We start from the raw sequence: 25,826 nt of genomic DNA, 5'->3' as shown, positions 1-25,826 counted from the left end.
GCGTCGCGATCCTTGAACCGACCGCAAAGGGCGTCTGACCTGCGGTTTAGGGCAGTGTGCATGATGTGCGCTGTGCGCGTTAAGGGCGATATCTTGACGCTGGTTTGACGCTCGTGACGCACGTTTGACGCACGCCCGACGGATTTCCTGATGAATCGTCAGCACCAGAAAGCCGCCTCCCGTACCAGGGCTACAGCCCGGTACGGGAGGCGGCTTTCTCTGTTGTTGGCGGTCTAGGGGACCCCTGCTGTGTCCTCCATCGAAACCCGCCTGCCCGCCTCCAACGCCCTCCTCGCCCTCCAGCCGCTCACCTTGCGCCGACGCGCCGCGACCCTCACACCAGCGACGGCAAGCCCCGCCCGCAGGCCACCGTCCGCTTCACCGCTACCAACGGCGCCGCCTTGTGCAGCGCCACCACACGGGACGACGGCACCGCCACCTGCGGCTCCCGCCAACGTCGTTGGCGGGGCCGTCATGTTCTTCGCCTCTCTCGCGCAGGGCCGAAGGTGTGTGCGGGTCCAGTCGTTGGACGCGCGGCGCCCCTCGCTGCCGGTGACATGGGCCCGGACGAAGGCCGAGGAGGCGTCGTGCAGCGGGGCGAGGAGGCGGAAGCGGACGTGCGTCCCGCGGCCACAGGCCTGCTGCGCGAAACGGTCCTTCGCAGCTGACCAGGCAGATGGGACGCACAAGATCGTCGATCAAGCGCGACTTGTGCGGCTGTGGGCCGTTATACGGGCGGCCCCCTGCTTGCTTTCGGGGCGATCAGTCCGTTGCTGCTTTCCTCTGGAGCCATGCCATGACTGTGGAAATTCAAGCTGCCGAGCCGCTTCCAGGCTCGGTGTCCGGGGGTCTGCCCGGAGATGCGGTGGCTGTGGTGGGCGTCGGCCTGCGCCTTCCTGGTCGGATTCGTACCTTGGACGGTCTGTGGGCAGCCCTTGAAGGGGAACGGGATCTGGTGGGGGAGGTGCCCGCTGACCGGTTCGACACCGGGGCCTTCGTCGCGGCCGGCGCCGGGCGGGCGGGCAAGTCCTACACGGCCGCGGGCGGGTTCCTCGATGATGTGGGGTCGTTCGACGCCGGCTACTTCGGTATCGCTCCCAAGGAGGCCACCCGTATCGATCCTCAGCAGCGGCTCCTGCTGGAGTGCGCGGTCGAGGCGTTCGACGACGCCGCGATCGATCCGGCCACGCTGGCCGGCAGTGACACAGCCGTGGTGATCGGGGTCTCCTCGCACGACTATTCAGATCTGCAGGCGCGGCGGCTGCGCTCGTACAACCCCTACACCATGGGGGGTTCGGCAGCCTGCAATACCGCCAACCGCCTCTCGTACGTCTTTGACTTCCAGGGGCCCTCGAACGCGGTGGATACCGCCTGCTCTTCGGCTCTGACCGCGGTGCACCAGGCGTGCGAGGCGCTGCGCACGGGCCGAAGCCCGCTGGCGATCGCCGGCGGAGTGAACGTCCTGCTGAGCCCCGCAGGTTTCGCGGGGTTCTCAGCCGCCTCGATGCTGTCGCCGACAGGGCGGTGCCGGCCGTTCTCGGCGTCGGCGGACGGGTACGTGCGCTCGGAAGGCGCGGGGGTGCTGCTCCTGAAGCCGTTGTCCGCCGCGCTGGCGGACGGGGACCGGGTGCATGCGTTGATCCTCGCGAGCGGCATCAATGCTGATGGCCGGACTGCTGGTCTGGCATTGCCCAGTGCCCGTTCACAGGCGGCGTTGCTGGAGCGCGTGTATGGGAGCGCCGGAATCAGGCCGAGTGATGTGGCGTATGTGGAGGCGCACGGCACGGGGACTCAAGCGGGCGACCCGGTCGAGTGCGAGGCCCTGGGGCGGGCACTGGGCGCCGGCCGTACCGGCGGTCCCCTGCTGGTGGGATCCGTGAAGTCCAACATCGGACACATGGAGTCCGCCGCTGGGGTGGCGGGCCTGCTGAAGGGGCTGCTGGTGCTGCGGGAGGGCAGGATTCCGCCGACGCTGCACGGAGTGCCGCAGAACCCCGCGATCGATTTCGCCGCTCTGGGGCTGGAACCGGTCGTGGAAGCGCGGCCGCTGCCGGAAGCCGGTAGGGGTGTCGTGGGGGTCAACTCCTTCGGCTTCGGCGGCGCCAACGCCCATGTCGTCTTGGCCGCTCCCCCCGCCCCAGCCCAGTCGCCGGGCCGGAAGGTGGTCGGGCAGGGCACCCGTCTGCCGGTGGTGGTCTCCGCCCGCACCTCTCGGGCGCTTCGGGACGCCGCGCATGAGTGGGCCGCTCACTTCGAAGACCAGGCGCAGAAGCACGCCGAGGGCGCCGGCCGGCGTTTCTACGATGACGCGTTCACCGCCAGCCGCCGTAGGGCTGGGCGGGAGCAGCGCATCGCCGTACTCGCCGAAGGCGCCCTCGAGGCGGCGGCCGCGTTGCGCTCTGTCGATTCGAGCAGCCCGGCTGCGGCAGTCGCCGTGGAGGAAGCGGTCGTGCGTGGTCGCGTGGCGTTCGTCTTCAACGGAAACGGTGCCCAGTGGGTGGGAATGGGAGCCGAGTTGCTGGGCGGGGACGCGGTCTTCGCTGCCGAGGTGGCGGCGGTGGATCGCGAGTTGGCGCCTTTGCTGGGCTGGTCGGTGCAGGCGGAGCTTGCGACGTCGGCGGATCCCGGCCGCTGGGAGCGGACCGAGGTGACGCAGCCCCTGCTGTTCGCCGTGCAGGCTGGTGTGGTGGCAGCGCTCGCCGCGCGCGGGATCGAGCCGGTCGCGGCCATGGGACATAGCGTGGGCGAGGTCGCGGCAGCCTATTGCGCGGGAGCGCTGACTCGATCGCAGGCGTGCCGGGTGGTTGCCGAACGAAGCCGCGCCCAGGCGGCGACGGCGGGCGCGGGCCGGATGGCGGCGGTAGGTCTCGACGCGGAGGCGGCGCGGAAGCTGCTTGCCGACAACGGGTACGCCGAGCGCTTGGTGGTAGCCGCCGTCAACTCGGATCAGGATGTGACGATCGCGGGCGAGGCACATGCGTTGGAAGCGCTCGGCGCCCAACTGGATGCCGAGGGCGTCTTCTTCCGTGACCTGGGCCTGAACTACGCCTTCCACACCCCCGCGATGGACAGGATCCAGGAGCCGCTGGCCGAGGCGCTGGCCGACCTGCGTCCGGACAAGTGCCGTATCCCGCTGATCTCCACCGTGAAGGGGCGCTCGGTGGAGGGCACGGAGCTGGATGCGGCGTATTGGTGGCGCAATGTGCGCGAGCCGGTCCGCTTCGCTGAAGCCGTCGGCGTGCTGGTCGACGAAGAGCTGCAGTGCGACGTGCTGGTGGAAGTGGGCCCGCACCCCGTGCTCAGCGGATATCTGCGTCGTGTGGCGGCGAACAACGCGCAGACCGTCGCCGTCATTGCGACGCTGTCTCGCATCCAGCCGGGCCCGGCAGCCCTCGATGCGGCACTCACCCGTCTGCTGGCCGTCGGTGCGCAGGTCGACTGGAAGGTCTTCTTCCCGCAGCGGGGAGCGGTGACGGATCTGCCGGCCTACCCGTGGCAGCGCGAACGGCACTGGAACGGCCACTCGGACTGGTGGCTCGAAGAGTCCGGGCAGCAGCCCTCCACTCCGCTGCGACAGCCTCTCCTGGGAACTCGCCAACCGGTCGCAGCCCCCGTATGGCGACAGCAGATCAATCCGGATGCCCTGGCGTGGATGGTGGACCACACCGTCCAAGGAGCTGTCGTGTGGCCGGCGGCGGCCTACACCGACATGGCACTGGCCGCCGGCTTCGAGATGTTCGAAGCACCCGCCGAGATCACCGGCCTGACCTTCGACAGGGCCCTGACGCTGCCGTTCGACGACCCGGACATGGACGTTCATCTTTCAACAAGCCTGGGCGCTGATGGTGCCTTCGCAGTGAGCAGCCGCAGCGGCGAGCACCAGGACTGGAGCGAACACGCACGCGGACGCGTGCGGCGTCTGCTGCGCGCCCAGCCGCAAGCCCTCGACCTCGGCGACATCCGCTCCCGGTTGACTGGCCTGCTGTCCCCCCAGGAGCACTACGCCGCCTGTGCACGCGCCGGTCTGCCCTACGGCCCCGCTTTCCGGCCGTTGACCGCCTTGCATACCGGAGCGGGGGAGATTCTCGCGGAGTACGCGGCGATGATGGAGGCGGCCCCGGGCCACCAAGCCCACCCGACTGTTCTCGACGGTGCCTTGCAGGCGGGTATGCCCCTGCTCGCCGCCGTCAGCGACGACTCGTGCCCCTATCTGCCCTCTGGAATCGAGACGGTGCGCTGCTGGCGCCCGATGCCTGAAAGGGGGCTTGTTCACGTGCGGGCCCGGCTGGTGACCACGCAGGAAGCCGTCTGGGACATCACCGTCAGCGACCTCGACGGAACGGTCGCCCTGGAACTGCTGGGCTGTCATCTGCGCCGCTTCGAGGCGGGCGGCAGGACCCGGCCCCAGCAACTGACCGAAGTCCTGCGCGCCGCCCCCCTTGCGGGAGAGACCGCACGACCGGCGCCTTTGCCCGCGCCGGCGGACGTCTTCGCCACCTGTGCACAGGAGATGGCCACGCTCACCGAAGCGTGGACTGCGAGTCCCTACGACCAGTTCCGCACGAGGGTCATGGAGATGACCGGACACTTCGCCGGCGCCGCCGTACGCGAACTGCTTCCCGACGCCCAGACCGTAACGGTGGAGGCGCTCATCGCCACTGGCGTGGACGTCAAGTACACCCAGCTCCTGCGTACCCTCCTGGGCACGGCCACCGAGCACGGGGTGCTGCGAGGTGAGGGACCGGGCCGCTGGCGCCTGGTGGTGAAGCCCACCCCGGAGCCGCTGTTCGCAGCCCTGCTCGGTGACTTTCCCGGTGAGGCCGCGACGTCGCTGGCCTACGGGGCATGCGGACAGCACCTCGCGCGCGTTCTGCGAGGGCAGAGCGACCCTCTCGAACTGCTGTTTTCCGATGCGGATTCCATGGCCAACCGTTTCTACGACGGCGCGCCCATCCTGGCCTACCACGGCCGGCTCGCAGCGACGCTGGTGGCGAGCGCCATCGCTCGCTGGCCCAAGGACCGCCCCCTGCGCATCCTGGAAGTCGGCGCAGGCACCGGCGCCACCACGGCCGCCATGCTGCCTCACCTGCCGCGCGAGCGTGCCCACTACACGTTCACCGACATCTCCTCCGCCTTCTTCCCGCAGGCCAAGAACCGCTTCGCCGCGTACGACTTCGTCGACTACCGGGTCCTGGACCTCGAATCAGACCCCGTAGAACAGGGATTCACCCCTTCCTCCTTCGACCTCGTGGTGGCCTCCAACGTCCTGCACGCCACGACCGACCTTGCTGCCACGCTGCGCCGAGTTGCGGATCTGCTGGCCGACGGTGGACACCTGCTGGCAGTGGAGAGCCACAGTCACGAAGCTCTCGCACCGGTCTTCGGGCTGCTGGACACATTCTGGTCAGCGACCGATCGTGGCCTGCGGCCCGACGGGCCGCTGCTGGCACACGACCGGTGGAAGGACTTCCTGCACGAGTGCGGGTTCACCGGCACCGCCCAGACGGGAGACCCCACCTCGTTCGCGCTGAGCGACCACTCCGTCCTCCTTACTGCCCGGCGTCCTCGCTCCCACGTCCCCGCCACAGCGCCCCGCATCGAAGCGGTCCCCGCCCGCCGGTGGCTCGTAGGTGCCTTGCCCGGCCAGCGGGAGGACCCGAGCCCGGCCCAGAGCTCGGTGGTGGCCGCCCTGCGCGACCGCGTAGCCGCCGCTGCCGTCCAGACGACGTCTCTCGACGACACCACCGCGTCGTGGCAGGGTCTGCTGTGCCCGGAGCAGCCACCGACCGACCTGGTCCTTTTCACTGAGGAAGGCACCGCCGCGTCACCGGCCGAAGCGACCGACGCAGCGGTACGCCACCTGGCGGTCTTCCGAGCCCTCAGTGCCGCCTGCAAGCAGCGCACCGACACCCGTGACCTGACCGTGTGGCTGATCGCCACCAATTCCCAGACCAACGTGTCCGCGCCACCTGCGGCGGAGTATGGCGGTGCGTGGGGAGGAGCGCGCACTCTGGCGAACGAGCACCCAGAACTGACGGTCCGCAGGATCGCCCTCACGGGTGCGCGCGATGAAGGGCAGCACGAGGAGCTCGCTGAACGCGTGGTGACGGAGTTGCTGGCCCGGCCGGAGGAAGACGAGGTACTGCTCACCCCCGCCGGCCGGTTCGCCACCGTTGTGCGCCCCCTGTCCCCGCCGGTGACCGGGAGCGGTTCCAGCAGCTACACCCTCACCCTAAATGACCCCGGCCTTCATTACCGGCTGGCCTGGCGGCCCGCCGAGGTGCCCACACCCCACGCCGGCGAGATCGTGATCGCCGTCGCTGCGGCCGCCCTGAACTATCGCGACATCATGATCGCCACAGGCCGCGTCCCGGCCGTACCCTCCAGCCGGATGCCGCACACCGCCGACGTCGGCCTCGAATGCGCCGGAGTGGTCAGCGCCGTGGGACCGGGCGTCACCCACGTTGCCGTCGGAGACCGGGTGGCGGGGTTGGCGCGAGGGTGTTTCGGTACGCATGCGCTCGCACGTGCCGACCGCGTCATGCCGATGCCGACGGAGTTGAGTTTCGCCGCTGCCAGCACCCTGCCCGTGGCGTTCGCCACGGTGCACCACAGCCTGAACCACTTGGCCCGCCTGGCTCCCGGCGAGACGCTCCTGGTGCATGGAGCTGCCGGCGGGGTGGGGCTGGCCGCCCTGCAGTACGCGCGCCGCGCCGGAGCCCAGGTCATCGCGACCGCCGGCACACCGGCCAAGCGGGACCTGCTGCGTCTGCTGGGCGTCGAACACGTGCTGGACTCACGCCGACTCGACTTCGCCGAGCAGGTCAAGGACCTCACCGGCGGAGCGGGAGTCGACGTGGTCCTGAACTCGCTCGCCGGGGAAGCCCTGGTGCGCAGTGTGGGCCTGCTCAAGCCCCACGGCAGGTTCCTCGAACTCGGCAAGCGCGACTTCCTCCTAGACAGTTCGCTGCCACTGGCCCCCTTCCTGCACAACCTGACCTTCTTCGGGGTTGATCTCTCCCCCATGATGAGTGGGCCCTCGCCGCTGATGGACCAGCACCTGAGCACTCTCACCAAGGCCGTACACGAAGGCGATTACACGGCGCTGCCCTACCGCAGCTACCCCGCCCACCGCATCGACGAGGCGTTTACCAACCTCCAGCACTCCCGGCACACCGGCAAGATCGTGGTCACCTTCGACACTGAAGTACCCGTACACCGCCCCGCCGACCGGCCGGTACTGGACCCTGACGCCACCTATCTCGTCACCGGCGGCCTCAGCGGATTCGGCGCCGCGACCGCACGCCACCTGGCGGCCCGGGGCGCGCGCCATCTCACCCTGATCAGCCGCCGCGGCGAGAACGCACCGGAAGCCGCCCCGCTCCTCGCCCACCTGCGCGGCTGCGGCACCCACACGACCGTCCATGCGGCGGACATCAGTGACGAAGCCGCACTGCACCGGTTGCTGGACGACGTCGACACCTCCGGGCGCCGACTGGCGGGCATCATCCACGCCGCCATGGTCCTCGATGACGCACCCCTGGCCGAGCTGAGCGACGACCGCCTGCGCGCCGTCCTCGCACCCAAGATGACCGGCGGCCTGCTCCTGGACACCCTCACCCGCGAGCGCTCACTGGACTTCTTCGTCGTCTACAGCTCGGCTGCCGCCCTGGCGGGCAACATCGGGCAGGCGGCCTACGTCGCGGGCAACCTCGTCCTGGAGGGATTGGTCCGGGACCGCCGAAACGCAGGTCTTCCCGCCCTCGCTGTCCAGTGGGGAGCCATCACCGACACCGGATACGTACACCGCACCGGCCGCTCCGAGGAGATGACGGCGATCGGCCTCGGCCATCTCACCGCCGCCGACGCCCTCACCCGCCTGGACGAGCTGCTGAGCCACCCCGACGCCGCCACCGCGGCCGTCGGCTTCTTCGACTGGGACAGGCTCCAGCAACACGTGATGCCCACCCTGACCGCCCCCCGCACGGCCAGCCTCCTCAAGGGCCGGCGCGACAGTGACACCGCGGATCAGTGGCGGGACACGCTGGCCGCCACCAGCGCCGCCGAGACCGTGCGGTTGGTTGAAGACAAGCTCGCCGAACTCCTGGCCGTCGTCCTGCAGACGACCCCCGAGCACATCGACCGCTCCCGTCGGCTGGACCTGCTCGGCGTCGACTCTCTGATGGCCGTTGAGCTGTCCAGCGCGATCAGCACGAGCATCGGATGCGACCTGCCCGTGGTGGAGCTGACCGGGGCCGGCCATCTGACCGACCTCGCACTCCGTGTCCTGGCCCGCCTGGGCAACCGCACCCACACCGGCAACTGAACTCCCCCCGGGGCTGCACCAATCCGGTGCGGCCCCGGGCCCCACGCCTTCTGAAGGACACAGAACCGTGACATCGCACCGTCCCCAGCCCGGGCAGCCTTCCCTGGCCTCGCTCACCGATCGGCCCGCCGCTGCACTGCGACTGCTGTGCCTGCCGCCCGCAGGCTGCGGCCCCAGCTTCTACCGCCCCTGGGCAGAGCACCTGCCCGAATCCGTAGACCTGTGGGCCGTCCGGCTGCCCGGCCGCGGCGCTCTCGCCGACCAGGCCTCTCTTACCGACCCCCATCACACCACAACGGCCCTTGCAGACCTGATCCACCAGAGCGACGACGACCGGCCGTTCGCACTGTTCGGCCACAGCCTCGGCTCCCTGCTCGCCTATGAGACCACGCGCGCCCTGGTCCGCGCCCGCCAGCGCACGCCCGTACTGCTCGCACTCTCCGCCCTGCCCGCACCCCATCTGGACGCCTTCGTCACCGCCCTGTCCGCGGTCCTGCTGGACGGCAGGGAAGGCGCCGCCAGGCTCCTCGGCCCCATCCCCGACGAACTCCTGAACGAACCCCAGATCCTCGCCGCCGCCTACACCCCGATCCTCGCGGACCTGCTTCTCGCCCTGCAATACCGACACCAGCCCGAACCACTGCTGGACCTCCCCGTCGCCGTATACGGCGGCCAGGACGATCCGATCGCTCCCATGGAACGACTCCGCACCTGGGGCGACCTCACCACTCAGCCCGTTTCCCCACGGCTCTTCCCAGGAGCGCACAGCTACCCCGACCAACAGATCTGCGCCCTGACCGACCGGCTTTGCAAGGATCTGCACGCTGCCGCCCGCTACGCCGTGGCGACACCATGAGCGTTCAAGTGACACGCACGAGCGAGCTCCATCGCTGGGCGGCGACACTCACCGTGTGCCTGGGCTTGTTCCTTCTCGCCATCGACCTGACAGTCCTGAACGTCGCCGTCCCCGACCTCCACACCGATCTCCAGCCCTCGATGTCGCAGATCCAATGGATCATCGACGGCTACGCCCTCGTCCTGGGCGGCAGCGTGCTGGCCAGCGGGTCACTGACCGACCGCATCGGACGGCGCCGGGCCTTCACCACCGGGCTCCTGCTGTGCGCCACGGCGTCACTCCTCGGAGCCCTCGCGCAGGAACCGGAGCAAGTCATCGCGGCCCGCGGGGCCATGGGCGCCGGCGCCGCCCTGCTGATGCCCGCCACGCTGTCCATCATCCACCAGCTCTTCCCCGAGCCCGAGCTACGGCGCCGTGCGATCGCCCTGTGGACGGCAGTGATCGGCGTCGGGGGACTGACCGGACCGGTACTCGGCGGCTGGCTCGTCGAACACTTCTCCTGGCGCGCCGCGTTCTGGATCAACCTGCCCGTCGCGGCCATCGCCATCACGCTCGCCCTGATCCTCGTGCCGGAGTCGCGCGCACCGCACACCCCCATCGACTGGCCCAGCATCGTCCTGTCCGCAGCCGGGCTCCTCACACTCGTCTGGGCGTTCATCGAAAGCCCCACCCACGGCTGGACCAGCACGCCCGTCCTGACCGCCTTCGGCGCGGCAGCCCTCCTGCTCACAGGCTTAATCGCGCGCCAGCACCACGCCCGGTTCCCGATGCTTCCCATCCCCCTGCTGCGCATCCCATCGATCAGCATGGGTGCCGCGGCACTGGCACTGATGTCCTTCGCCTGCTTCGGAGCGCTGTTCGTCGTCACCCTCTACCTCCAGGGTGTACTCGGCTACACCCCCTGGCAGGCCGGGGTACGGACCCTGCCTCTTCCTGCCGGGCTCGTACTGGGAGCGGCTGCTGCCCTGCCGCTCGGGGCCCGGTGGGGAAACCGCCTGCCGATCGTCACGGGCCTGCTCATCACCACAGCCTCGTTCGCCGTTCTGGCGACCACAAGCGCCACCTCCGGTTACGGTCACCTGATCGTCTTCCAGGCCGTCGCCGGCGCAGGAGCCGGACTGACCGTCGCAGCGGCAACGGAAACAGTCATGGGTGCGACCCCCGGCGAGCAGGCCGGCCTTGGCTCAGCCATCAACGACGCCACGCGTCAAGTCGGCTCCGCCCTGGGCGTGGCCGTACAAGGCTCGCTCCTGGCCACCCTCTACAGCGACCGGCTGAGTGACCGGCTCACCGGTACTGATATGCCCCCGCATCTCGCCCGGGCCGCCACCGAAAACGTCCTCGCCCCGCTTACCCTCGCGCCCCCTCTGCCAAGTCCAACAGGCGAGCATCTCCTCACGGCAGCCCGTGAGTCCTTCACCGCAGGACTCACAGCCACCGCCCTTCTCGCCGGACTGGTCACCCTCCTCACTGCCGCAGCAGCCGCCTACTGGCTGCCCGGCCGCCCACCACACCCCCAACCAGCTGCCACCACCCAGCCGGCAGCCTTGACCAAACTGTGAGGCCCCGGGGCAAGGCGTCCTCAGCGCCATAAAGCTCCAATCTGCTCCTGGCCCAGCGAACACTTCACGCGAGCCTGGATGACCCGGCCTCGTTTGACCACGCCGTCAGCGGTGCCTGACGTTCATCGGCTAGGGAAGGGCGCCTCTCGCATCAGGTTGTGACCCTGCTGCGGAAGGCGACCTCATTGGCTGTGGCAACCGAAATGGCCCCTTCCCCCGACTGGCGCGTGGGACGTACGTCACCCGTCACCGCCAGCCCTGGACAGCACGCTGCGGCGGCGGCAGAGAGCCGGCTCCATCAGACGGCACGCGCTGGGCGGGGAGACGCTGGCGCGAGCCGGGACGGGCCCGGTTCCCAGACCGTGCCTCTGTCCTGGACGCCCGGAGTCACCGGGGTGTGGGCGGTCTCGTCCTTGAGGGTCGTGAGGCGTCGGTGAGGTCGGCGCCGTGGGCGGCGTTGCGCTCGGAGTTGTGGATGCCGTGCCAGTCCAGGCACATGACGGTCGCGTCGTCGTCGAGGTGGCCGTGGCCGGCGTCGACGATCGCTTTGATGAGGGTGCGTGCGGCTTCGCGGGGGTGCAGTGCGCGGGTGCGGATGATCAGGTCCGACAGGTCGAGGTTCTCGGCGTTGCGCTCCAGCATGCCGTCGGTCAGCATGACCAGCCGGTCACCCGGGCGGAGGTCCAGCCTCTGCACCCGGTAGGTGTTGGCGTGCGCTGCCTGGGCATTGAGGCCGAAGGGGAGATCGACTTTCGGAACGACCTCGTGGACTTCTCCGTCCCGCATGCGCAGTGGCCAGGGGTGCCCGGCGTTGACGAATTCCGTCTCGCCGTCGATCAGGCTGATGCGCAGCAGCTGGCCGGTGACGTAGCCGCTGCGGCCGTGATCGCGCATGGCCCGGTCGGCCTGGTGGGCCTGTTCGGCGAGGTCGGCACCCTCTCGCCGGGCCCGTCGCAGGGCGCCCACCACCAGGGTGGCGAGCAGCGCGGCGTCGACGTCGTGGCCCATGGCGTCGGTCACCGACAGCTGGACGGTGTCCCGGTCGATCACGTAGTCGAAGGTGTCGCCCCCGACGTGGTCGGCGGGTTCCAGTGCCCCGGCGACAGCGAACTGCGCCGCCTCGCACGCGAGCGACGCCGGGAGCAGCCGGTGCTGGATCTCGGCCGCCAGGTTCAGCGGCTTGGTGCGCCGCCCCCACTGGTACACATCGGTGTGGGACCGGTTCGCGATGACGATGTACGCCAGCGCGTGCGCGGTCTCGCCGATCTCCCGCATCACCTGGGCGTCCGGCGGCGCGGGCAGGAACAGCTCCAGGAGTCCGATGGCGTCCCCGCGGTTGGTCACCGGGGCGACGACCCGCACCAGTCGGCTCTCGCCCCGGTGCTCCACCTGTGGCTGCTGGCTGCGGATCACGTCGTCGTACAGGGTGCCGCCCAGCGGGATGCGCCGGGCCGGCTCGCCGGTCTCGACGCTGTCCGCCGCCCCCAGCCGTACGACCGAGCTGCCGGTGAAGTCGGTGATCAGGAACGACACCGACGCCGCCCCGAGGTGGTCCTTGAGCATGCGCGCGACCACGTCGAGCGACTCCACGGGCGCTGCGGCCTCCGCCGCCTCCAACGCTCCCGCCAACGTCATCGCCCTACCCCCGTAGCTTCCGCCCGCGGGCGGGCGAGGCTTCCGCCCGTCGTCTGACTCTCCTGCGGTCACAGGCTTCCCTTGCTGCTCGATGCCGCACCGGGACCTTCGACTCGGATGTGTGAAGGTCCGCGTCGAGGGCGGTGCCGGACAGGCCCATTGCACCATGAGGATCTGCGGCCCCGGAGGTTTCGGCCGACTCGTTGGCCTCTCTGAGGTCATGCGCGGATGGGGCTCACCGGTCGCTGGCTTGGTCAATCCGGATGGACATCGCCCCCGCGCCTATCGAATACCTCAAAGCCAGACGCCTGGAAATCTATGACGGCTGGAGTAGACATTGGGTGGCGGCGTGGATATGGTTTCTCTCGTAGCTAGAGAGACCGAAGGGCCTGGCAGAGACGTACTGCCGGGCAGCAGTACCCGCAGTACAGGTAGTTGCAGTCAGCAGGACGGTGCGGTGGTGGAGTTCCGGAGCCAGGGTTGTTGCAGGACGGCGACGGGGCTGACGACCGGACCGGGTGGCCCGCAGTCGTCAGGGGCCGCCGCAGGCAGTACCGCAGTTAACGCTGTGGTTGCAGTACCCAGCAGTGAAGTCAGTGAGCAGCACCCTCGGTGAAGGCGTCGGCTGCGGGCGCGCGCACCGGGAAGTTCGGCAGTGGGGTTCCAAGCCAGAGCAGATGCAGGATGGGCGACGGGGCTGGCTGCCGAAGCGTGGCGCTTGGTCAGGTCACGAGCAGTACGCAGTACCAGCAGTACCGAGTGGAGCAGTTCCCGCATTTCGCAGTATCAGCAGTGCAGCAGTTCCCTGCAGGTAGTAGTTGATCACCAGAGGGAAGAACGGAGGAGTTGGGACGCCATCAGGATCGCCCGGACGCCACGCGAGTCCGGGTACCGCAGGACATCGATAGTGAGGTGGTCTCCGGTCAAGCACCGCGATCCCCGCGCCACTCGTCCCCGTTCGGACGGGTAAGCGGACACAGAAGGCCGGCGCAGTATCAGGGTCGGCAGATGGTGTAGCAGTTCCTTCGGGGCCCTGGTGTCATACGCACCAGGGCCCCTCCCCGCGTTCTGACCCCTTTCCCCACCTGTTGCGCAGTGGGTGCGATGACAGCAGACGATTCGTCCGGCCGTCTCGACGACGCCTTCCCCGCCTCCAGCATGGGCCGGGCCGCCGAGATGCTCGGCACCACCCAGGGATTCCTCCGCGAGGACCAGCTGGAAGAGGCTCAGCGGATCAACGCCGAACACCGCGCTGCCGCGGGTTCGGCGAACCCGGCGTCCGCTGCCTGAGGCCGTACCCGGGCCCGCCGGGCCTCCGGCGAGCCCGGGGACCCGCGAGGGGAGCGGCCGGCGCGGTTGTTTCCTCTGGTGACAGGGTGTGCGGGCGTGTACCGTCTGGGTCAGCTGTCGTGGTTCGGACGTTCCCTTTGCCCACGCCTTCGGCGTGGGCGTTTTGCTGTGCCGCAGGAACCAGGGCGATCACCTCCGCGCCCGCGTGCGCGGGCGGCCCGACCAGCGGAGGCCGGACCGGCGTCCTGGCGGGAATGGAACGCATCCGGTTTGGGCCGCGCGCCTGCGCGCTGCCCTCACCCGTGGCGGTAGGGACATCGGCGTCGGCCGCACGGCCGCCCCGCGCAGGCCCGTGTGCGGTGGCATGCTGATCACTACTCAGCCGAACGGGCTAGGGCGGTATGACTCTCCCGACCGAGGGCAGGCGATAACCCTATGAACCCGCCCGCAGCCGACGGCACTCCCGGCTCCGGTCGCCCCGAAGGCGGCGACCAGCCGGGCGCTGTCACCCCGGCCGCTGCCCGCCGCAGTGTTGCCGAGCTGCTGGAGCGGGCGGGCATCAGCGTCGACAGCGTGATCGCCGCGGATGCGCTCATGGTCACGACGGAACTCGTCACCAACGCCCTGCGGCACGGAGGCGGCCTCACCGTCTTCCGCGTCGCCATCACGGAAGGCGCCCTGCACCTGTCCGTCGGCGACGCGAGCTCGCGCACACCTGTCGCCCACCCGCGCACCCGCGGCAGGCCGGGGGGATACGGATGGCCCCTCATTCAACAGCTGGCCGAACACATCGCCATCACCCCGCTTCCCGACGGGAAGATCATCAACGCTGTCCTGCGCCTGGCCTGATCCGCCCAGGCCGCCTCCTTATTACCCCCGAACAGGCAGGTTGGGCGGCCCTCCGGAAGACCGCAGGCTGACTCGTCCCGCCAGGCGGAGCCGGTTGCTGCGGCACCGCTGCCGGGTGCGGAACCGATCCTGCGGGACCTCGTTGACAGGGCGGGTACACGGCCCGCCCCAAGGTCACCCGGAGCCCTCGGGGCGGGCTCCCATAAGCTCCTGGCACGAGCCGGCTGTCCTCCGCCGGCCGCGCGTACGCCTTCATCTCGCGCTCGACAGCCTGGTGCGTAGCTCGCAAGTCGGGCAAGCTGGACGTCACGATCGGTGTCGTGTGCTGGAGGAGGCGTTGTTGGAGACGACAGTGACTGTCCTGCCCGACCGCGACGGGCTCCGGGTGGTGCAGTGTGCCGGCGAATTCGACCTGACCAACCTCGCCCCACTCCGCACCGCGTGCGAAACGGCTCTCGAGGCCGGCATCGATCGACTGGTCCTGGACGTCCGCGGTATCGCCTTCGGCGACTCCACGTTCTTGCACCTGCTCCTCACCTACAACGACAGATGCGACCTGCGACTGGCGGGCCCTCTGCCACGCCAACTGGCTCGTCTGCTCACCCTGACCGGCACGGACCAGGTGCTCACCATCGAAGATGACCTCGTCGGTGGGCCGGCCGAGTAGCGGGGAAGCGCATCCCGGCTCCGACACCGTCTCTACTTGCAGCCGGTCATCGAGTACGCCACCACAGCTCGAAGGGTGAAGGCACGCCGGTATCGGAGGCGCTGTCGAGCCCGCCCTCGCAATGCGGGGCTGCGCCGGACGCTGGAGCGGACTTCACGACGGCCGGCTTCGGGCAACTGCACCGTACCCGTAGTGACTGGTGCCCCTTGGACCACTCGGCACCACCCTTTCCTTCCGCCATGGAGGCCATCCGTATGTACGACAGGCGCGTCGCGATGCTGTTCGAGATCGGCATCGACACCTCGCACGTCACCGCCCAGGCCACCTTCCGCCAGCGGGACATGGACTCCCTGTCCCAGACCGAGTTGGCCGTCATGGCAGCCGAAGAATCCGGCACCCGCGCGGACGGCATGACCCTGAACACCATCCCGGCCGACGCCGCGCAACAGCTCACGCCCGCCGCGGGCAGTGCCGTGCGCACGCAGCACCCATGGCGCACATCACTTACGTCACGAAGTCAGCTCTGCATGGCTCTGACCTGCGATTGTCTTCCACCTGTTTTCGTTCCATCTGTTTCTGACAACCCACCCATCATGTCGAGTGCGTCGCGCTCCTTGAACCGACCACAAAGGGCTTCTGACCTGCGGTTCAGGGCAGTGTGATGCCGGGCGGTGCGGGCGACGGATCATGAGCACGGAAGAGCCGCCTCCCGCACCAGGGCTACGCCTGGCATGGGGGCGGCCTTCTCTGTCGGTCGGCGGTCCATGGTCCTCGCCCGCATCCCGGCTTCCCGCCTGAAGCTGTTCAACACGAAGGGCGGCGTGACCGAGGTCGTGCCACGTCTGACAGAGGTCGAGGCGGATGTGCAGGACCTCGTCGAGGCCCCCAGCGAAACGATGGCCGGGGTCGATCCCTGGCAAGCGAGGACAGCACTGGGCCGGTGCACGGCGGGCGTATCGACTCGGTACCGCTATCGGACCCAGACGACGACAGTCGGGCCCGGCGCGGGCTGCCGCGGCTACGGCACCCAATGGCAGTTCTCCCGACCACTACTCACGGGTGAACGTATCCGCGGCGGGCGACCAGTACTACAGCGCGATGGCGTCGAGCGGTTTGCCTCGGCGATCCGCCAACTCGTCCGCCAAGCCCCGGTCTCGTCATCGCGAAGGCGCTCGGCCACCACGACAAGACTGCCACCAGGCTGGTGACCGAAACTGGCGGAACCTGAGCCTCGCTTGCCCTCCATGAGTCAAGGGCGTCGTTGTGATGCCCGGTGACGACCCATCCCTCGGCGTCCTTGAGGTTCGCGACTCCTGAATACGCGGGCCTACCGGTCCCAAGGCCGAGCTAGGACTTCAGGGCCTTGACACACGGCCCGGCTCACGCCGATCACCCGTGCCGGGGGCGGGAGAGCGATGGGAGGTGAGGCGACGATCAGGGCATAGGGGGCAGTTCGGACCCGTGGCTGCGCGACCCGCCGACAGTCGGCCCCGTCGCGCATCAAGGCCTTCGCGCCGCCGAGTCGTCGCCCTCGGGCGGAGCGAGCGATTCCTTACCGCTCGTAACAGGGGGAATTCGTCCAGTAGTAATTAGGTGAATCGCTGACTGAATTTCCGTCAGCAAGCCTCACTCGATTATCTCGATTCCATAACGACACAACGGAGATGGCCTGGACCTTTTCGCGTCTACATGTGTAACTACCTTGATTCTGAAGTTAATTGATAGATCATCAGATGTAACCCCCAAGGTAACAGTCGGATATCTCGAAGCCAATTCCCGTTTGTCCGAATTCTCCATCGCACCCGTCTGGCAGGCTTCCGTGCACCCACTCCTCCGGCCAGGAATTGAGGTGCGCATGACGGGTTACCGTCGAAAGAAACGTGAACACCGGCGCAAACCGCGCCGGTTGATACTCCTCTCCGCCGCCACTGCGTCGGCCGCGGCATCAGCGGGTGGCGTCGCCTACTTCGGGCTCGGCGACAATGCCCAGGCGGGGACCGCCGCTCAGGCCGACGCCGCCGCGGACGTCCTCGCACCGGCCGCCGCGCCGAAGGCCGTGGTTTCCGATCCGGCCCGCCCGGCGAGCGGCGGATACGCCCTCACCGCGAGCAACCGCCCGTACTACGACACGCGGCTGCTCGACCTCCAGCGCGCCGACGGGCGCGCAACGCAGGTCTGGACGGTCCAGAAGGTCGGCTGACCTTCGACCGTCTGATCGACCGCCGGCGGACGGCCACCTTCCCCATGCGGCCGGCCGCCGGCTCCCTCACCGCCCCTCGCATCCCCACCGCACCAGGGAGCACCACAACGATGCGTACACGGCACAGCCCCCCCGGCACGTACCGGACTCGGGGTCCTGTTCCTCCTCCTCGCCAGGCCCTGGCCCTGGCGACCCAGGCCCACGGCGACACCGTCAAAGTCGTGATCACCGGGCAGCGGGAAGGCCACCTCACCACCGACATCACCGGGGAGAACGACGGGGACGCCATCGAGGAGGCGGTCGCCGCCACCGTGGACGCGACCAGCGCGGACGGCACCCGCACCGCGGGCCCCTGGAAGCTGGTCCGGGATTGCGGCACGCGCACCGGCTGGAGCACGGCAGAGGTCCTGCCTGCCGGCACCTGTAAGGTGCACGTCCACATCGGGTTCCCCTCCCGCGGACACGCCGAACGCGAGGTCTCCGTACCGGTCGCCGACCCGGCACCGCCCCAGCACTTCCGCCGCGCCCACCGCCCCCGTTCCTGTTCCTGCGAGCCTTTCGGCCGCAGCCGTGCCCTCGGCTGACGCATCCGCCCGGCCCGCCCCGGCCGGCGACGGGAGCACCTTCTCCTGGACAACGACGGGCTTGACCATGGCCGCCCTCGCCGGGGCCGCTTCCGGGATGCTGCTGGTCCGCCGGGCCCGAGCCCGCAGGCAGCCGTGGGGCGACGGGCGAAGCGGTCCGTAACCAGCACGTCGTGTGAGCCCAGACATCGGGGCGGCCGTGACGTTCCCACGCCGTTCCGTTCGGCGCCAACTGGCTGACTGCCCTTCATCCATCGGTGTGCCGCCGCCGAGCCAGGCGCCCTTCGACATCTGTCGCGCAGACCGGACGACCGGGCTGCCGGGCAGACAATTCCCGTATTTTTCAGATCAAGGAGCATGATGCACAAACGTCGCGCGTCCCGCCGCAAGAAAGCGCTGATAGCCGCGATCACCGCCGCACTCTCAGGCGGTCTGCTGTTCGGCTTCAATACCCTCGCCCAGGCCGATGTGGTCAGCGGCACGGTCATCGGCGGGCAGGGCAACTACAAGACCGTCAACCACCGGGCCAAGCCGTCCCTCTCGGCCCAGGTGAAGGGCTCCTCGAAGGTAGGCGCCAAGATCCAGATGGCCTGCCGGACCACCGGCGACACCGTTGAGAACAACCCGCGGTGGATCTACACCGGCTCGTACTACATCGCCGACGCCTTCATCAACGAGAACACCACCCCCCTGCCGGTGTGCGGTTCGAGCCCGAACCCGAAACCCACGACCGCGAAGACACTCGCGATCGACATGCAGAAGCAGGTCAGGACCCAGTGGTGCTGGGACGCCTCCGGCGTGACCATCGCCAAACACTGGGGCCGATCCGTCAGCCAGGAGCAGTTCTGCCAGCTCGCCGCCCAGGGAACCTGGGTGGACTGCAACAACCAGCCCGCGACGCTGGAGGACATGGCCAATGGCCTGGCCAGGCTGGGACTGAGGAACAGCGGCCGCAGCCTGTACCGCAACGCCTCGTTCGGCGAGTCCGCCGCCGAGATCGACGCAGGCCGGCCGTTCGCCGTCCGCTTCGGCTGGCGCACCGGCGGCGGTCACATGAACGTCATCTACGGCTACGACAGCGCCACCAACATGATCGCGGTCGGCGACCCGTGGCAGACCACCCAGACCTACACATGGTGGAACCACTCCACTTACGCGAACAACAACTCGTTCCAGTGGACCCACTCCCGCATCGGCATCCAGGGCTGAGGAGCAGACCGACCATGCAGACCACGCGACACCCCAAGCAGGTGGTAGTCCGGGCCGCCGTCCTCGCCACGACGGCACTCGCCGCCGCCCTGAGCGCAATCGTTTCCGCACAGGCCGCGGAGGGCGACGGCATCGCCGGCTACCAGTCCGCCCAGCAAGCCCTCCGGAGCGACCAACTCCACGACACCGTCTCCCGCTTCCTGGTCTCGGCCCGACAGCCCCGCACGGCCCCCGCCGCGGACGGCGGCGCCGTCGGTACCCCGGGCAACGCACCCGCGGCGGTCGCCGCGCCGCCCGGGTTCGATCTCAAGAAGGACCCGGTGCCGATGTTCGAGATCAGCCCCGAGTTCGTGACCGGCAAGACCCGGGCGACCCCGGAGACCGCGCTCCGGCTCTCCTACCTGGCCTCCCGGGTGACCGCCTCCGACGGCAAGCACGCCGCCGTACTGCTTGCGCCCAAGGGGAACCCCGCTACGCCGGGAAGCGGCCCGCAGACCGTCGGTGCCGAAGGCTGGCAGCTGGCCGGCATCCGTGACGGGGACGCCGAGGTCGGCTTCGCCGAGCGCGGTACTCCCCAGGCCCGTACCTTCACCGAGCCGCAGATCCGCGCCTGGTACCGGCTCACCGCCGACGGCATGGTCGAGCCGCTCAACGAGGAGGCGACCACCGGCCTCGGCGGGAAGCGCGGCATCACCCTCGCCGCGTACCAGAAGCTGGTCACCGCCCGCTACGGCGACAAGATGCCCGGCTCGGAGTACGACCGCAAGGGCCTGGCCGGCGGGTACGCCGGCCTCGCGGAGGATCAGCCGGAACAGGGCGCCGTCGCGTCCGGGACACCGGTCACCGACGAGTCCTGGCAGCCGATCTCCGTCACCGCGGCCGCAGCCCTGGCGGCGATCGGCGGTGCGGTGGTGTACGCGCGCCGCCGGGCGACGGCCGGCGTCCGCTGACCCGACCCCGTGAAGGCCGGGCCCCTCCGTGCGCAGCCTGACGACTTCCATCGTCGGATACGCATGAGCTCGGGAAGGAGGCCCGGTCGTGCGGTCCACGCCGGTAGCGACGTGGACCGCATGCGGTCGTGGACCGCCGCCGGCGCAGGCCCTGACCGGCGACTTCCTTTCACCTGCTTCGGCTTGCACTGTTCCTTGTGACCCACCACGTGGAGTGCGTGGCGATCCTGGAGCCGGTGGCGAAGAGCAACTGACCCACCCCGCTCCCACGCCCGTCGGCGGTCTCCCCGAACCGGGAGTCCGCCGGCGGTTGCGGTCGGGGGTCAGGCGAGGGTGAGGGGGAGGGTGGTCAGGCCGCGGGTGAGGCGGGTCTGGCGCCAGGTCAGGGATTCTGCGGGGACGGCCAGGCGGGTGTTCGGGAAGCGGGTCACCAGGGTGCGGAGGGCGATCTCCGCCTCGGCCCGGGCCAGGGGGGCGCCCGGGCAGCGGTGGATGCCGTGGCCGAAGGAGAGGTGGCCGCCGGCGTCGCGGTCGAGGTCGAGGCGGTCCGGGTCGGGGAACGCCGCCGGGTCGCGGTTCGCGGCCCCGGGGGCGATGAGCACCGGGAAGCCCGCCGGAATGTCGACGCCGCCGACGCGCAGGTCCTCCGTGCTGTGACGGAAGGTGGCCACGCTCACCGGGGAGTCGAAGCGGAGCAGTTCGTCGAGGGCGCCGGGGATCAAGTCCGGGTCCCGGCACAGCCGGTCGAAGGCCTCCGGGTGCCGGAGCAGGGCCAGGACGGCGTTGCCGATGAACTGGGTGGTGGTCTCGTGCCCGGCGACCACGAGGAGGGCGGCCAGGGAGACGGTCTCGTCCCGGTCGAGCCCGCCCTCGTCGCAGTCGCGCAGGAGGGAGTGGAGCGCGCCGTCGCCGGAGCTGGCGCGGGCCGTCTCGACGAGGCGGGTCAGGTACGCGCCGATCCTGTGCGAGGCGGCGTCGATACGATCGGTGTCGGTCGCGTCGAAGAGGTCGTGGGACCAGCCGGCGAGCGTGGAGCGGTCGGATTCCGGCACCCCCAGCAGCTCGCAGACCACGGTGACCGGCAGGGGTACCGCCAGTTCCGCCACCAGGTCGACCTCCGCGCCCGGTCGCCACGCGGCCACGAGGTCCTCGACGACCCGGGTGATGTACGGACGCAGAGCCCGGACGCGTCCGGTGGTGAACAGCGGCGTCGCCACCCGCCTGTGGCGGGTGTGCGCGGGAGGATCGCTCGCCAGCATGTTGCGGGAGATCGCCGGGTGCAGGTCGCGGTTCGAGGGACGATCGGCGAAGAAGCGGGCCGTGTCCTTGGACAGGCGGGGTTCGGTGAACGCCTCGCGGGCCTCGGGGTGGCCGGTGATCAGGTAGGCGTGGTGGCCGCCGGAGCCGGTGGGGATCCGCCGGACCGGGCAGCTTTCGCGCAGCCGGTCGTAGGTGGGGTAGGGGTCGCCGAAGAAGCGCGGGTCGCGCAGCGGGTCCTGCCGGGGGGCGGTCACGAGGCCGCGCCCGCGTGCGCCGGTGCCGACTGCCGCGCGTAGGCGTCCGCCACGAGCAGCAGCCAGGCGGTCTCCGCCTGGAGGCCGCCCTTGCGCGAGGCGGTGCCGGTGGCGGGTGGGGCCTCGTCGCCTTCGGGGGTGACTCCGGAGTGCTTCGCGGCGACGGCCGCGGCGATGACCGCCGCCTCCACCCCGGCGTCGCCCTCGGGGGTGTCGGCCGTGCCCCGGCGGGCGACCTCGGCGGCCGCGGCGTCCCGTACCGACGCCCGACGGTACCGGCGCAGGGCCAGCACGCAGTCGTTGATCTCGATGACCCGGCGGTGGAGGTGGAAGTCGAGGTCGTGGGTGTCGGCCCCGGTGTTCCCCGGGTCGAGCACGACCTCGGGGACCGCTGCGGTGACCTCCCGCCACAGCGGTTCCAGCGCGGTGAACGAGTTCCGCTCCCAGCGACGCCGGCGCAGCTGGCTGAGCGGCCACAACAGGGCGGGGAGGGTGAGTCCGAAGGTGATGAGGAGCACGGCGACGGCGGGCGCGGTCACGCTGAACGCGCAGCGGAAGGGGGTCAGCGGCGTCGAGCACCGGGCGCCGTCGGGAACGAGCCCCAGACCGAGGCCGATGGAGACCAGGGCGAAGAGCTTGTACGCGGCGTAGACGAGGGCGAAGCCACAGCCGACCGAGGTCGTGCGCAGGCCCCAGCGCTGACTGCGGCGGGTCGAGCGCTTGGACTGGGCCCAGGTCTGCAGCAGGAAGTCCTTGGCCGTGTACCCCAGGTAGGAGATGTAGACGAGCACGTAGCACGCGTACAACACCGGGTTCCGTCCAGTGAGTTGTTCGGCGACGAAGAAGGCGGTCATGCAGGCGACGGAGATCGCGAGGGCGATGACGCGCAGCCGGATCTGCCGGTGGGCCCGTTCGCGGTCCAGATTGAGCTGGAAGAGGAAGGCGAGGACCGAGGTGGCCGCCGTCAGGGTGAAGGTGTTGCTGAGGAGTCGGGCGACGTGGGGGACCGCCGATTCGACCGCGTGCTCCACGGCGGGGGCGTAGGAGGCGAAGGCGAGGGCGAACGAGGTCAGCAGCGCCGCCATCGCCCACGTGCCCGTGGGGCGGTGTCCGCCGCGTCCTCGCACCCAGTAGGCGGCGAAGCACAGCAGCACGACGGCCGTGCCCGTGAAGAGGATGTTGATCATTTCCGGTGGCGTTTCTTCCTGTGGGGCTTGGCGAACAGCGCGTCCCAGCTCTCGGCGCCGCTGGCGGGCCGGCTCGACGGGCCCTCGCGTCCCCGGTACATGAGTTGCCGGATCACGCTGGCCATCACCTCGGCCTCGCGTTCGTCCTCGCTGGTGTAGCTCGTCCGGCCGGACATGCGCTGCACGAGGGTGGGGTTGAACCCGATCGCGCGCAGGGTGTCCAGTTCCAGACTGCCGGGGTGGTCGCAGATGATGTGGCTGATCTCGTGGGCGAGGATGTGGTTCTGGTGGAGGGGGGAGGTGGCCTCCTCGTAGAACAACAGGTCGGCGTCCGGGGTCTCCAGGCGGATGCCGCACGGGGCGTCCATGGCGCCCAGGGTGCTCAGGGGGCGCAGGATGATGGGGCGCCCGCGTTGTTCGGCCACGGCGTCGCGGAGGTCGCGGGTGCTGAAGCGGTGCGGGAGTCGAAGCGCCTCGACGCGTGCCTCACAGGCGGCGCGAAGCTGCTCGAAGTCCATGTCCTCACTCTGGTGACGCCGGTCGGAATAGGTCGGCCGTTGCGAGCCTCTCCCTGGAGGCCCGGTAGGCGCGCCCCATGCTGACATGTTCGCGACTCCGCGGTGCGGGCGGGGTGTTGCCGCGGACGTGCCGTGCGGCCCGGGATGCCGGGCCGGTCCCGGGAAACGGCTGATGCCCCCTGCCGATGATCGGCCACAGGGGGTGTCGTTGTCGGGGCGGGGATCGCGCGATCGCTGCCCGGTGCGCGGCTCAGTCGTCCAGGTTGAGGTCCTGCGCGGGGTCGTCGGTGGTGAGCCCTTCGAGTTTCCGAGCCTGTTCGATCACGGTGGACAGCATCTTCAGGCTGTCGACGCTCAGGCCGTTGGCGCGCAGGGCCACCTTGCGGACGTCTTGATCGCGCATGGCGGCGAGAAGGCCGATCTCCGCCTTGGTGCGTTCGGCCGCCGCGCTGTCGACGAAGTAGCCCGCTGGTACGCCGAAGAAGTCGGCCAGGGCCTTGATGGTGTGTCGCGTCGGGTTCCGCTTGGCGCCGGTGCGCAGTTGCTGGATGGCGCTCGCCGTCACCCCGCGCCCCTCTCCGGTCGCAGCCCTGCGGATTCCCTCGGCGACCTCCGCGTAGGTGTAGGGCCCCCGGGAAGGGGGGTGCACCTCGCGGAAGAGGTGGTCCAGGAGTTGGGCGAAGGTGGGCGACTGGTCATCCTCCACGTACACGACCTCCTTGGCGCGATGGCGAGCCTTTGCCCACCACAGTGTTTCTCGAAGCCCCTCGGGCCGGCCCCGGCAACACTTTGGTTGACGCCGGGCAGTCACTCTGGTGTACGTTACCAATGCTTCGTCGCCACTGAAGTGTTGAGGGGGTGGCGGCGCCGGCCGGGTCGGGGTCGAGCTTCACGGGGGTGAGCTCGGCCGACGGCCCGGAGTGCCGTGGCCGCGTCGGACGGGCTCGCCCCCGCAGGCGCGCGGCGGCGCGGGCGACGCGGGGGGAGGCGCGAGCCCGAGGCCGTCCCGTTCGCGGACTGACGCGATGGGCCGGAGGTCGGGCCCGCGGGCACCGTGCCCGCATGCGTCGCCGGTTCAGGCCGTTGTGTCTGTGGCGGTCTGCGGTCTGCGGCCTGTGCCCCTGGCCTGCTTCCGCGCATCCGGGCTAGCCGCGCAGGGCGAGGGCCGCCGCGTAGCCGGTGGGGGCGGGGAGGTCCGTCAGGGTCCAGCCCGGGAGACGGGCCGGGTCGGGGGCGGAGCCGACGTACGGGTCGGCCACGCCGAGTGCGAGCCCGGTGCCCGTGGCCTTGAGGTACGCCTCCTTGCGGGACCACACCCGGGCCAGTGCCGTGCGGCGGTCCGGGTCGGGGAGGGCGGTCAGTTCGGCGGTCTCCGCCGCGTGCAGGCTGGTCAGTACGTCGGCCACCGAGGCCGCGCTCGGGATGGACTCCACGTCGACACCGACCGGCACTCGGGCGAAGGCGAAATAGGCCATGTCCTCGCTGTGCGAGAGGGAGAAGTGGAGAGCGCCCCCGGCCACGGCGGGACGTCCGTGCGGCCCGCCGCAGCACGGGCAGTCCTCACGGACCAGCGTGACCTTCTCCGGGGCCAGCCCCAGATGGGCGCCGAGCAGCACGCGCAGTCCCACGTGCGAGGCGATGTAGCGATGGCGGTCCGGACCCCGCAAAAGACGGCCGGCCCGGTCGCGTTCGGCCGCGTCCAGCATCGCCGACGCCCCGTCGAGCGGGTACCCGCCGACCATGTTCAGCGTGGTGTCCAGGGACCACACCGCCGCGGCCGTGCCCCTGGGGAGCGCACCCGTCCGCGGCGCGTCGCAGCCGAGCTGGTTCACGTGTTCCATCACCTGGTGAGCCTATTCGAGGGGGCTGCCGGGAGGATCTCCGTCGTCCGGGGCGCCTTCGCGCTCCCACTCGTCCTCGTCGCCGTCTGGGGCGGCGACGAGGACGAGCCGGCGGTCGGCCTGTCGGGCTAACCCGGCCAGGTCATCGCTGACGGATCAGCCGACTCAGCCTTCGACGTGGATGTGCCGGAGCGGGTGGAACCGACCCGTCAGGGTCTGGTACTTGCTGAAGGGCTGGACCTTCACGTCACCCGGGGTGGGCTCGTAGCTGAACCAGCCCGAGTGGTTGCCGGTGAGCACCACGTCGGCCTCGGTGTTCCACAGGGGCTTCACGTCGAGGTCGCCGACGCCCTTGAAACAGCGGGACCCGCCCACGAACTTCAGGAAGGCCATCTGGTCCTTGTTGTCCCTGCTGCACGTGACCTCGGTGAGCGCTGCCTGCTGGCTGGCGTTGGCCGGGGCGGCGACGGTCAGGGAGGCTGCGGCCAGGGCCGCGGCCACGGCGGCCTTTGCCGCGAATGATACGCGCATGTGAAATCCCTTTCAGGAGAGGAGAATGGGAAGACTTCATAATGCTTCGTGCGCCACTGATGGTGAGGGTCCGTGACCGTAACGTGCCAGCCTTCCGCAATGGGTGG

The 25,826-nt window shown here is 69.9% G+C and carries 19 protein-coding genes; 12 read left to right on the top strand and 7 right to left on the bottom strand.

Annotated elements, in window-relative coordinates:
* Nucleotides 1-796: 796 nt before the first annotated feature.
* From RIU97_RS10700 to RIU97_RS10690, 3 genes are all read left to right on the top strand, one after another.
* Nucleotides 797-8,326 carry an SDR family NAD(P)-dependent oxidoreductase gene (locus RIU97_RS10700; RefSeq protein WP_404955592.1) on the top strand — a complete coding sequence of 2,510 codons (7,530 nt, stop codon included), beginning with the start codon at nt 797-799 and terminating at the stop codon, nt 8,324-8,326.
* 67 nt (nt 8,327-8,393) lie between these two features.
* On the top strand, nt 8,394-9,182 hold the full coding sequence (locus tag RIU97_RS10695) for a thioesterase II family protein (RefSeq protein WP_404955590.1): 789 nt from the start codon (nt 8,394-8,396) through the stop codon (nt 9,180-9,182).
* An 8-nt stretch (nt 9,183-9,190) separates the two neighbouring features.
* On the top strand, nt 9,191-10,744 hold the full coding sequence (locus RIU97_RS10690; protein ID WP_404955588.1) for an MFS transporter: 1,554 nt from the start codon (nt 9,191-9,193) through the stop codon (nt 10,742-10,744).
* A gap of 387 nt (nt 10,745-11,131) precedes the next feature.
* Here RIU97_RS10690 and RIU97_RS10685 read toward each other — a convergent pair whose 3' ends face one another.
* Nucleotides 11,132-12,379 (bottom strand): PP2C family protein-serine/threonine phosphatase, encoded by a 1,248-nt coding sequence (locus tag RIU97_RS10685; RefSeq protein WP_404955586.1) that lies wholly within the window; start codon nt 12,377-12,379, stop codon nt 11,132-11,134.
* A 1,104-nt stretch (nt 12,380-13,483) separates the two neighbouring features.
* On the opposite strand from RIU97_RS10685, the gene RIU97_RS10680 reads away from it, so the two are divergent.
* The 8 genes from RIU97_RS10680 to RIU97_RS10645 all read left to right on the top strand — a co-directional run bounded on the left by RIU97_RS10680 (nt 13,484) and on the right by RIU97_RS10645 (nt 20,128).
* Complete coding sequence (locus RIU97_RS10680) at nt 13,484-13,669, top strand: hypothetical protein (protein ID WP_404955584.1); 186 nt, start codon at nt 13,484-13,486, stop codon at nt 13,667-13,669.
* A 435-nt stretch (nt 13,670-14,104) separates the two neighbouring features.
* Nucleotides 14,105-14,518, top strand: coding sequence for an ATP-binding protein (locus RIU97_RS10675; RefSeq protein WP_404955582.1), 414 nt, complete (start codon nt 14,105-14,107; stop codon nt 14,516-14,518).
* Nucleotides 14,519-14,840: 322 nt separating this feature from the next.
* The gene (locus RIU97_RS10670; protein ID WP_404955580.1) at nt 14,841-15,185 is read left to right on the top strand and encodes an STAS domain-containing protein; all 345 of its coding nucleotides are present in this window, start codon (nt 14,841-14,843) and stop codon (nt 15,183-15,185) included.
* 239 nt (nt 15,186-15,424) lie between these two features.
* Nucleotides 15,425-15,847, top strand: a complete 423-nt coding sequence (locus tag RIU97_RS10665; RefSeq protein ID WP_404955579.1) for a hypothetical protein — start codon at nt 15,425-15,427, stop codon at nt 15,845-15,847.
* A gap of 1,244 nt (nt 15,848-17,091) precedes the next feature.
* Nucleotides 17,092-17,385, top strand: a complete 294-nt coding sequence (locus RIU97_RS10660) for a hypothetical protein (RefSeq protein WP_404955577.1) — start codon at nt 17,092-17,094, stop codon at nt 17,383-17,385.
* Nucleotides 17,386-17,606: 221 nt separating this feature from the next.
* Entirely contained in the window at nt 17,607-17,969 is a 363-nt protein-coding gene (locus tag RIU97_RS10655) for a hypothetical protein (protein ID WP_404955575.1), read from the top strand.
* Between the two features lie 357 nt (nt 17,970-18,326).
* Complete coding sequence (locus RIU97_RS10650) at nt 18,327-19,178, top strand: papain-like cysteine protease family protein (protein ID WP_404955573.1); 852 nt, start codon at nt 18,327-18,329, stop codon at nt 19,176-19,178.
* 14 nt (nt 19,179-19,192) lie between these two features.
* On the top strand, nt 19,193-20,128 hold the full coding sequence (locus tag RIU97_RS10645) for a hypothetical protein (protein WP_404955571.1): 936 nt from the start codon (nt 19,193-19,195) through the stop codon (nt 20,126-20,128).
* Between the two features lie 323 nt (nt 20,129-20,451).
* Here RIU97_RS10645 and RIU97_RS10640 read toward each other — a convergent pair whose 3' ends face one another.
* From RIU97_RS10640 to RIU97_RS10620, 5 genes are all read right to left on the bottom strand, one after another.
* A complete protein-coding gene (locus RIU97_RS10640; RefSeq protein ID WP_404955569.1) occupies nt 20,452-21,642 on the bottom strand; it encodes a cytochrome P450 in 1,191 nt (396 codons plus the stop codon).
* Complete coding sequence (locus tag RIU97_RS10635) at nt 21,639-22,829, bottom strand: MAB_1171c family putative transporter (protein ID WP_404955567.1); 1,191 nt, start codon at nt 22,827-22,829, stop codon at nt 21,639-21,641. The genes RIU97_RS10640 and RIU97_RS10635 overlap by 4 nt, the downstream gene beginning before the upstream one ends.
* Nucleotides 22,826-23,347 carry a regulator component gene (locus RIU97_RS10630; protein WP_404955565.1) on the bottom strand — a complete coding sequence of 174 codons (522 nt, stop codon included), beginning with the start codon at nt 23,345-23,347 and terminating at the stop codon, nt 22,826-22,828. Before RIU97_RS10630 ends, RIU97_RS10635 begins: the two co-directional genes overlap by 4 nt.
* A 250-nt stretch (nt 23,348-23,597) precedes the next feature.
* The gene (locus RIU97_RS10625; RefSeq protein WP_362458333.1) at nt 23,598-24,053 is read right to left on the bottom strand and encodes a helix-turn-helix transcriptional regulator; all 456 of its coding nucleotides are present in this window, start codon (nt 24,051-24,053) and stop codon (nt 23,598-23,600) included.
* A gap of 439 nt (nt 24,054-24,492) precedes the next feature.
* Nucleotides 24,493-25,188: a 4'-phosphopantetheinyl transferase family protein gene (locus RIU97_RS10620; RefSeq protein WP_404962806.1), complete on the bottom strand. Its 696-nt coding sequence runs from the start codon at nt 25,186-25,188 to the stop codon at nt 24,493-24,495.
* A 6-nt stretch (nt 25,189-25,194) separates the two neighbouring features.
* On the opposite strand from RIU97_RS10620, the gene RIU97_RS10615 reads away from it, so the two are divergent.
* Nucleotides 25,195-25,320: a hypothetical protein gene (locus tag RIU97_RS10615; RefSeq protein WP_404955563.1), complete on the top strand. Its 126-nt coding sequence runs from the start codon at nt 25,195-25,197 to the stop codon at nt 25,318-25,320.
* A gap of 33 nt (nt 25,321-25,353) precedes the next feature.
* Here RIU97_RS10615 and RIU97_RS10610 read toward each other — a convergent pair whose 3' ends face one another.
* Complete coding sequence (locus RIU97_RS10610) at nt 25,354-25,719, bottom strand: hypothetical protein (protein WP_404955561.1); 366 nt, start codon at nt 25,717-25,719, stop codon at nt 25,354-25,356.
* Nucleotides 25,720-25,826 lie beyond the last annotated feature (107 nt).

This window comes from Streptomyces sp. 147326 (assembly GCF_045000215.1).
Taxonomy (GTDB): Bacteria; Actinomycetota; Actinomycetes; order Streptomycetales; family Streptomycetaceae; genus Streptomyces.
Note: the sequence above shows the minus strand (reverse complement) of the source record. Positions and strands in the feature narration are given on the sequence as shown.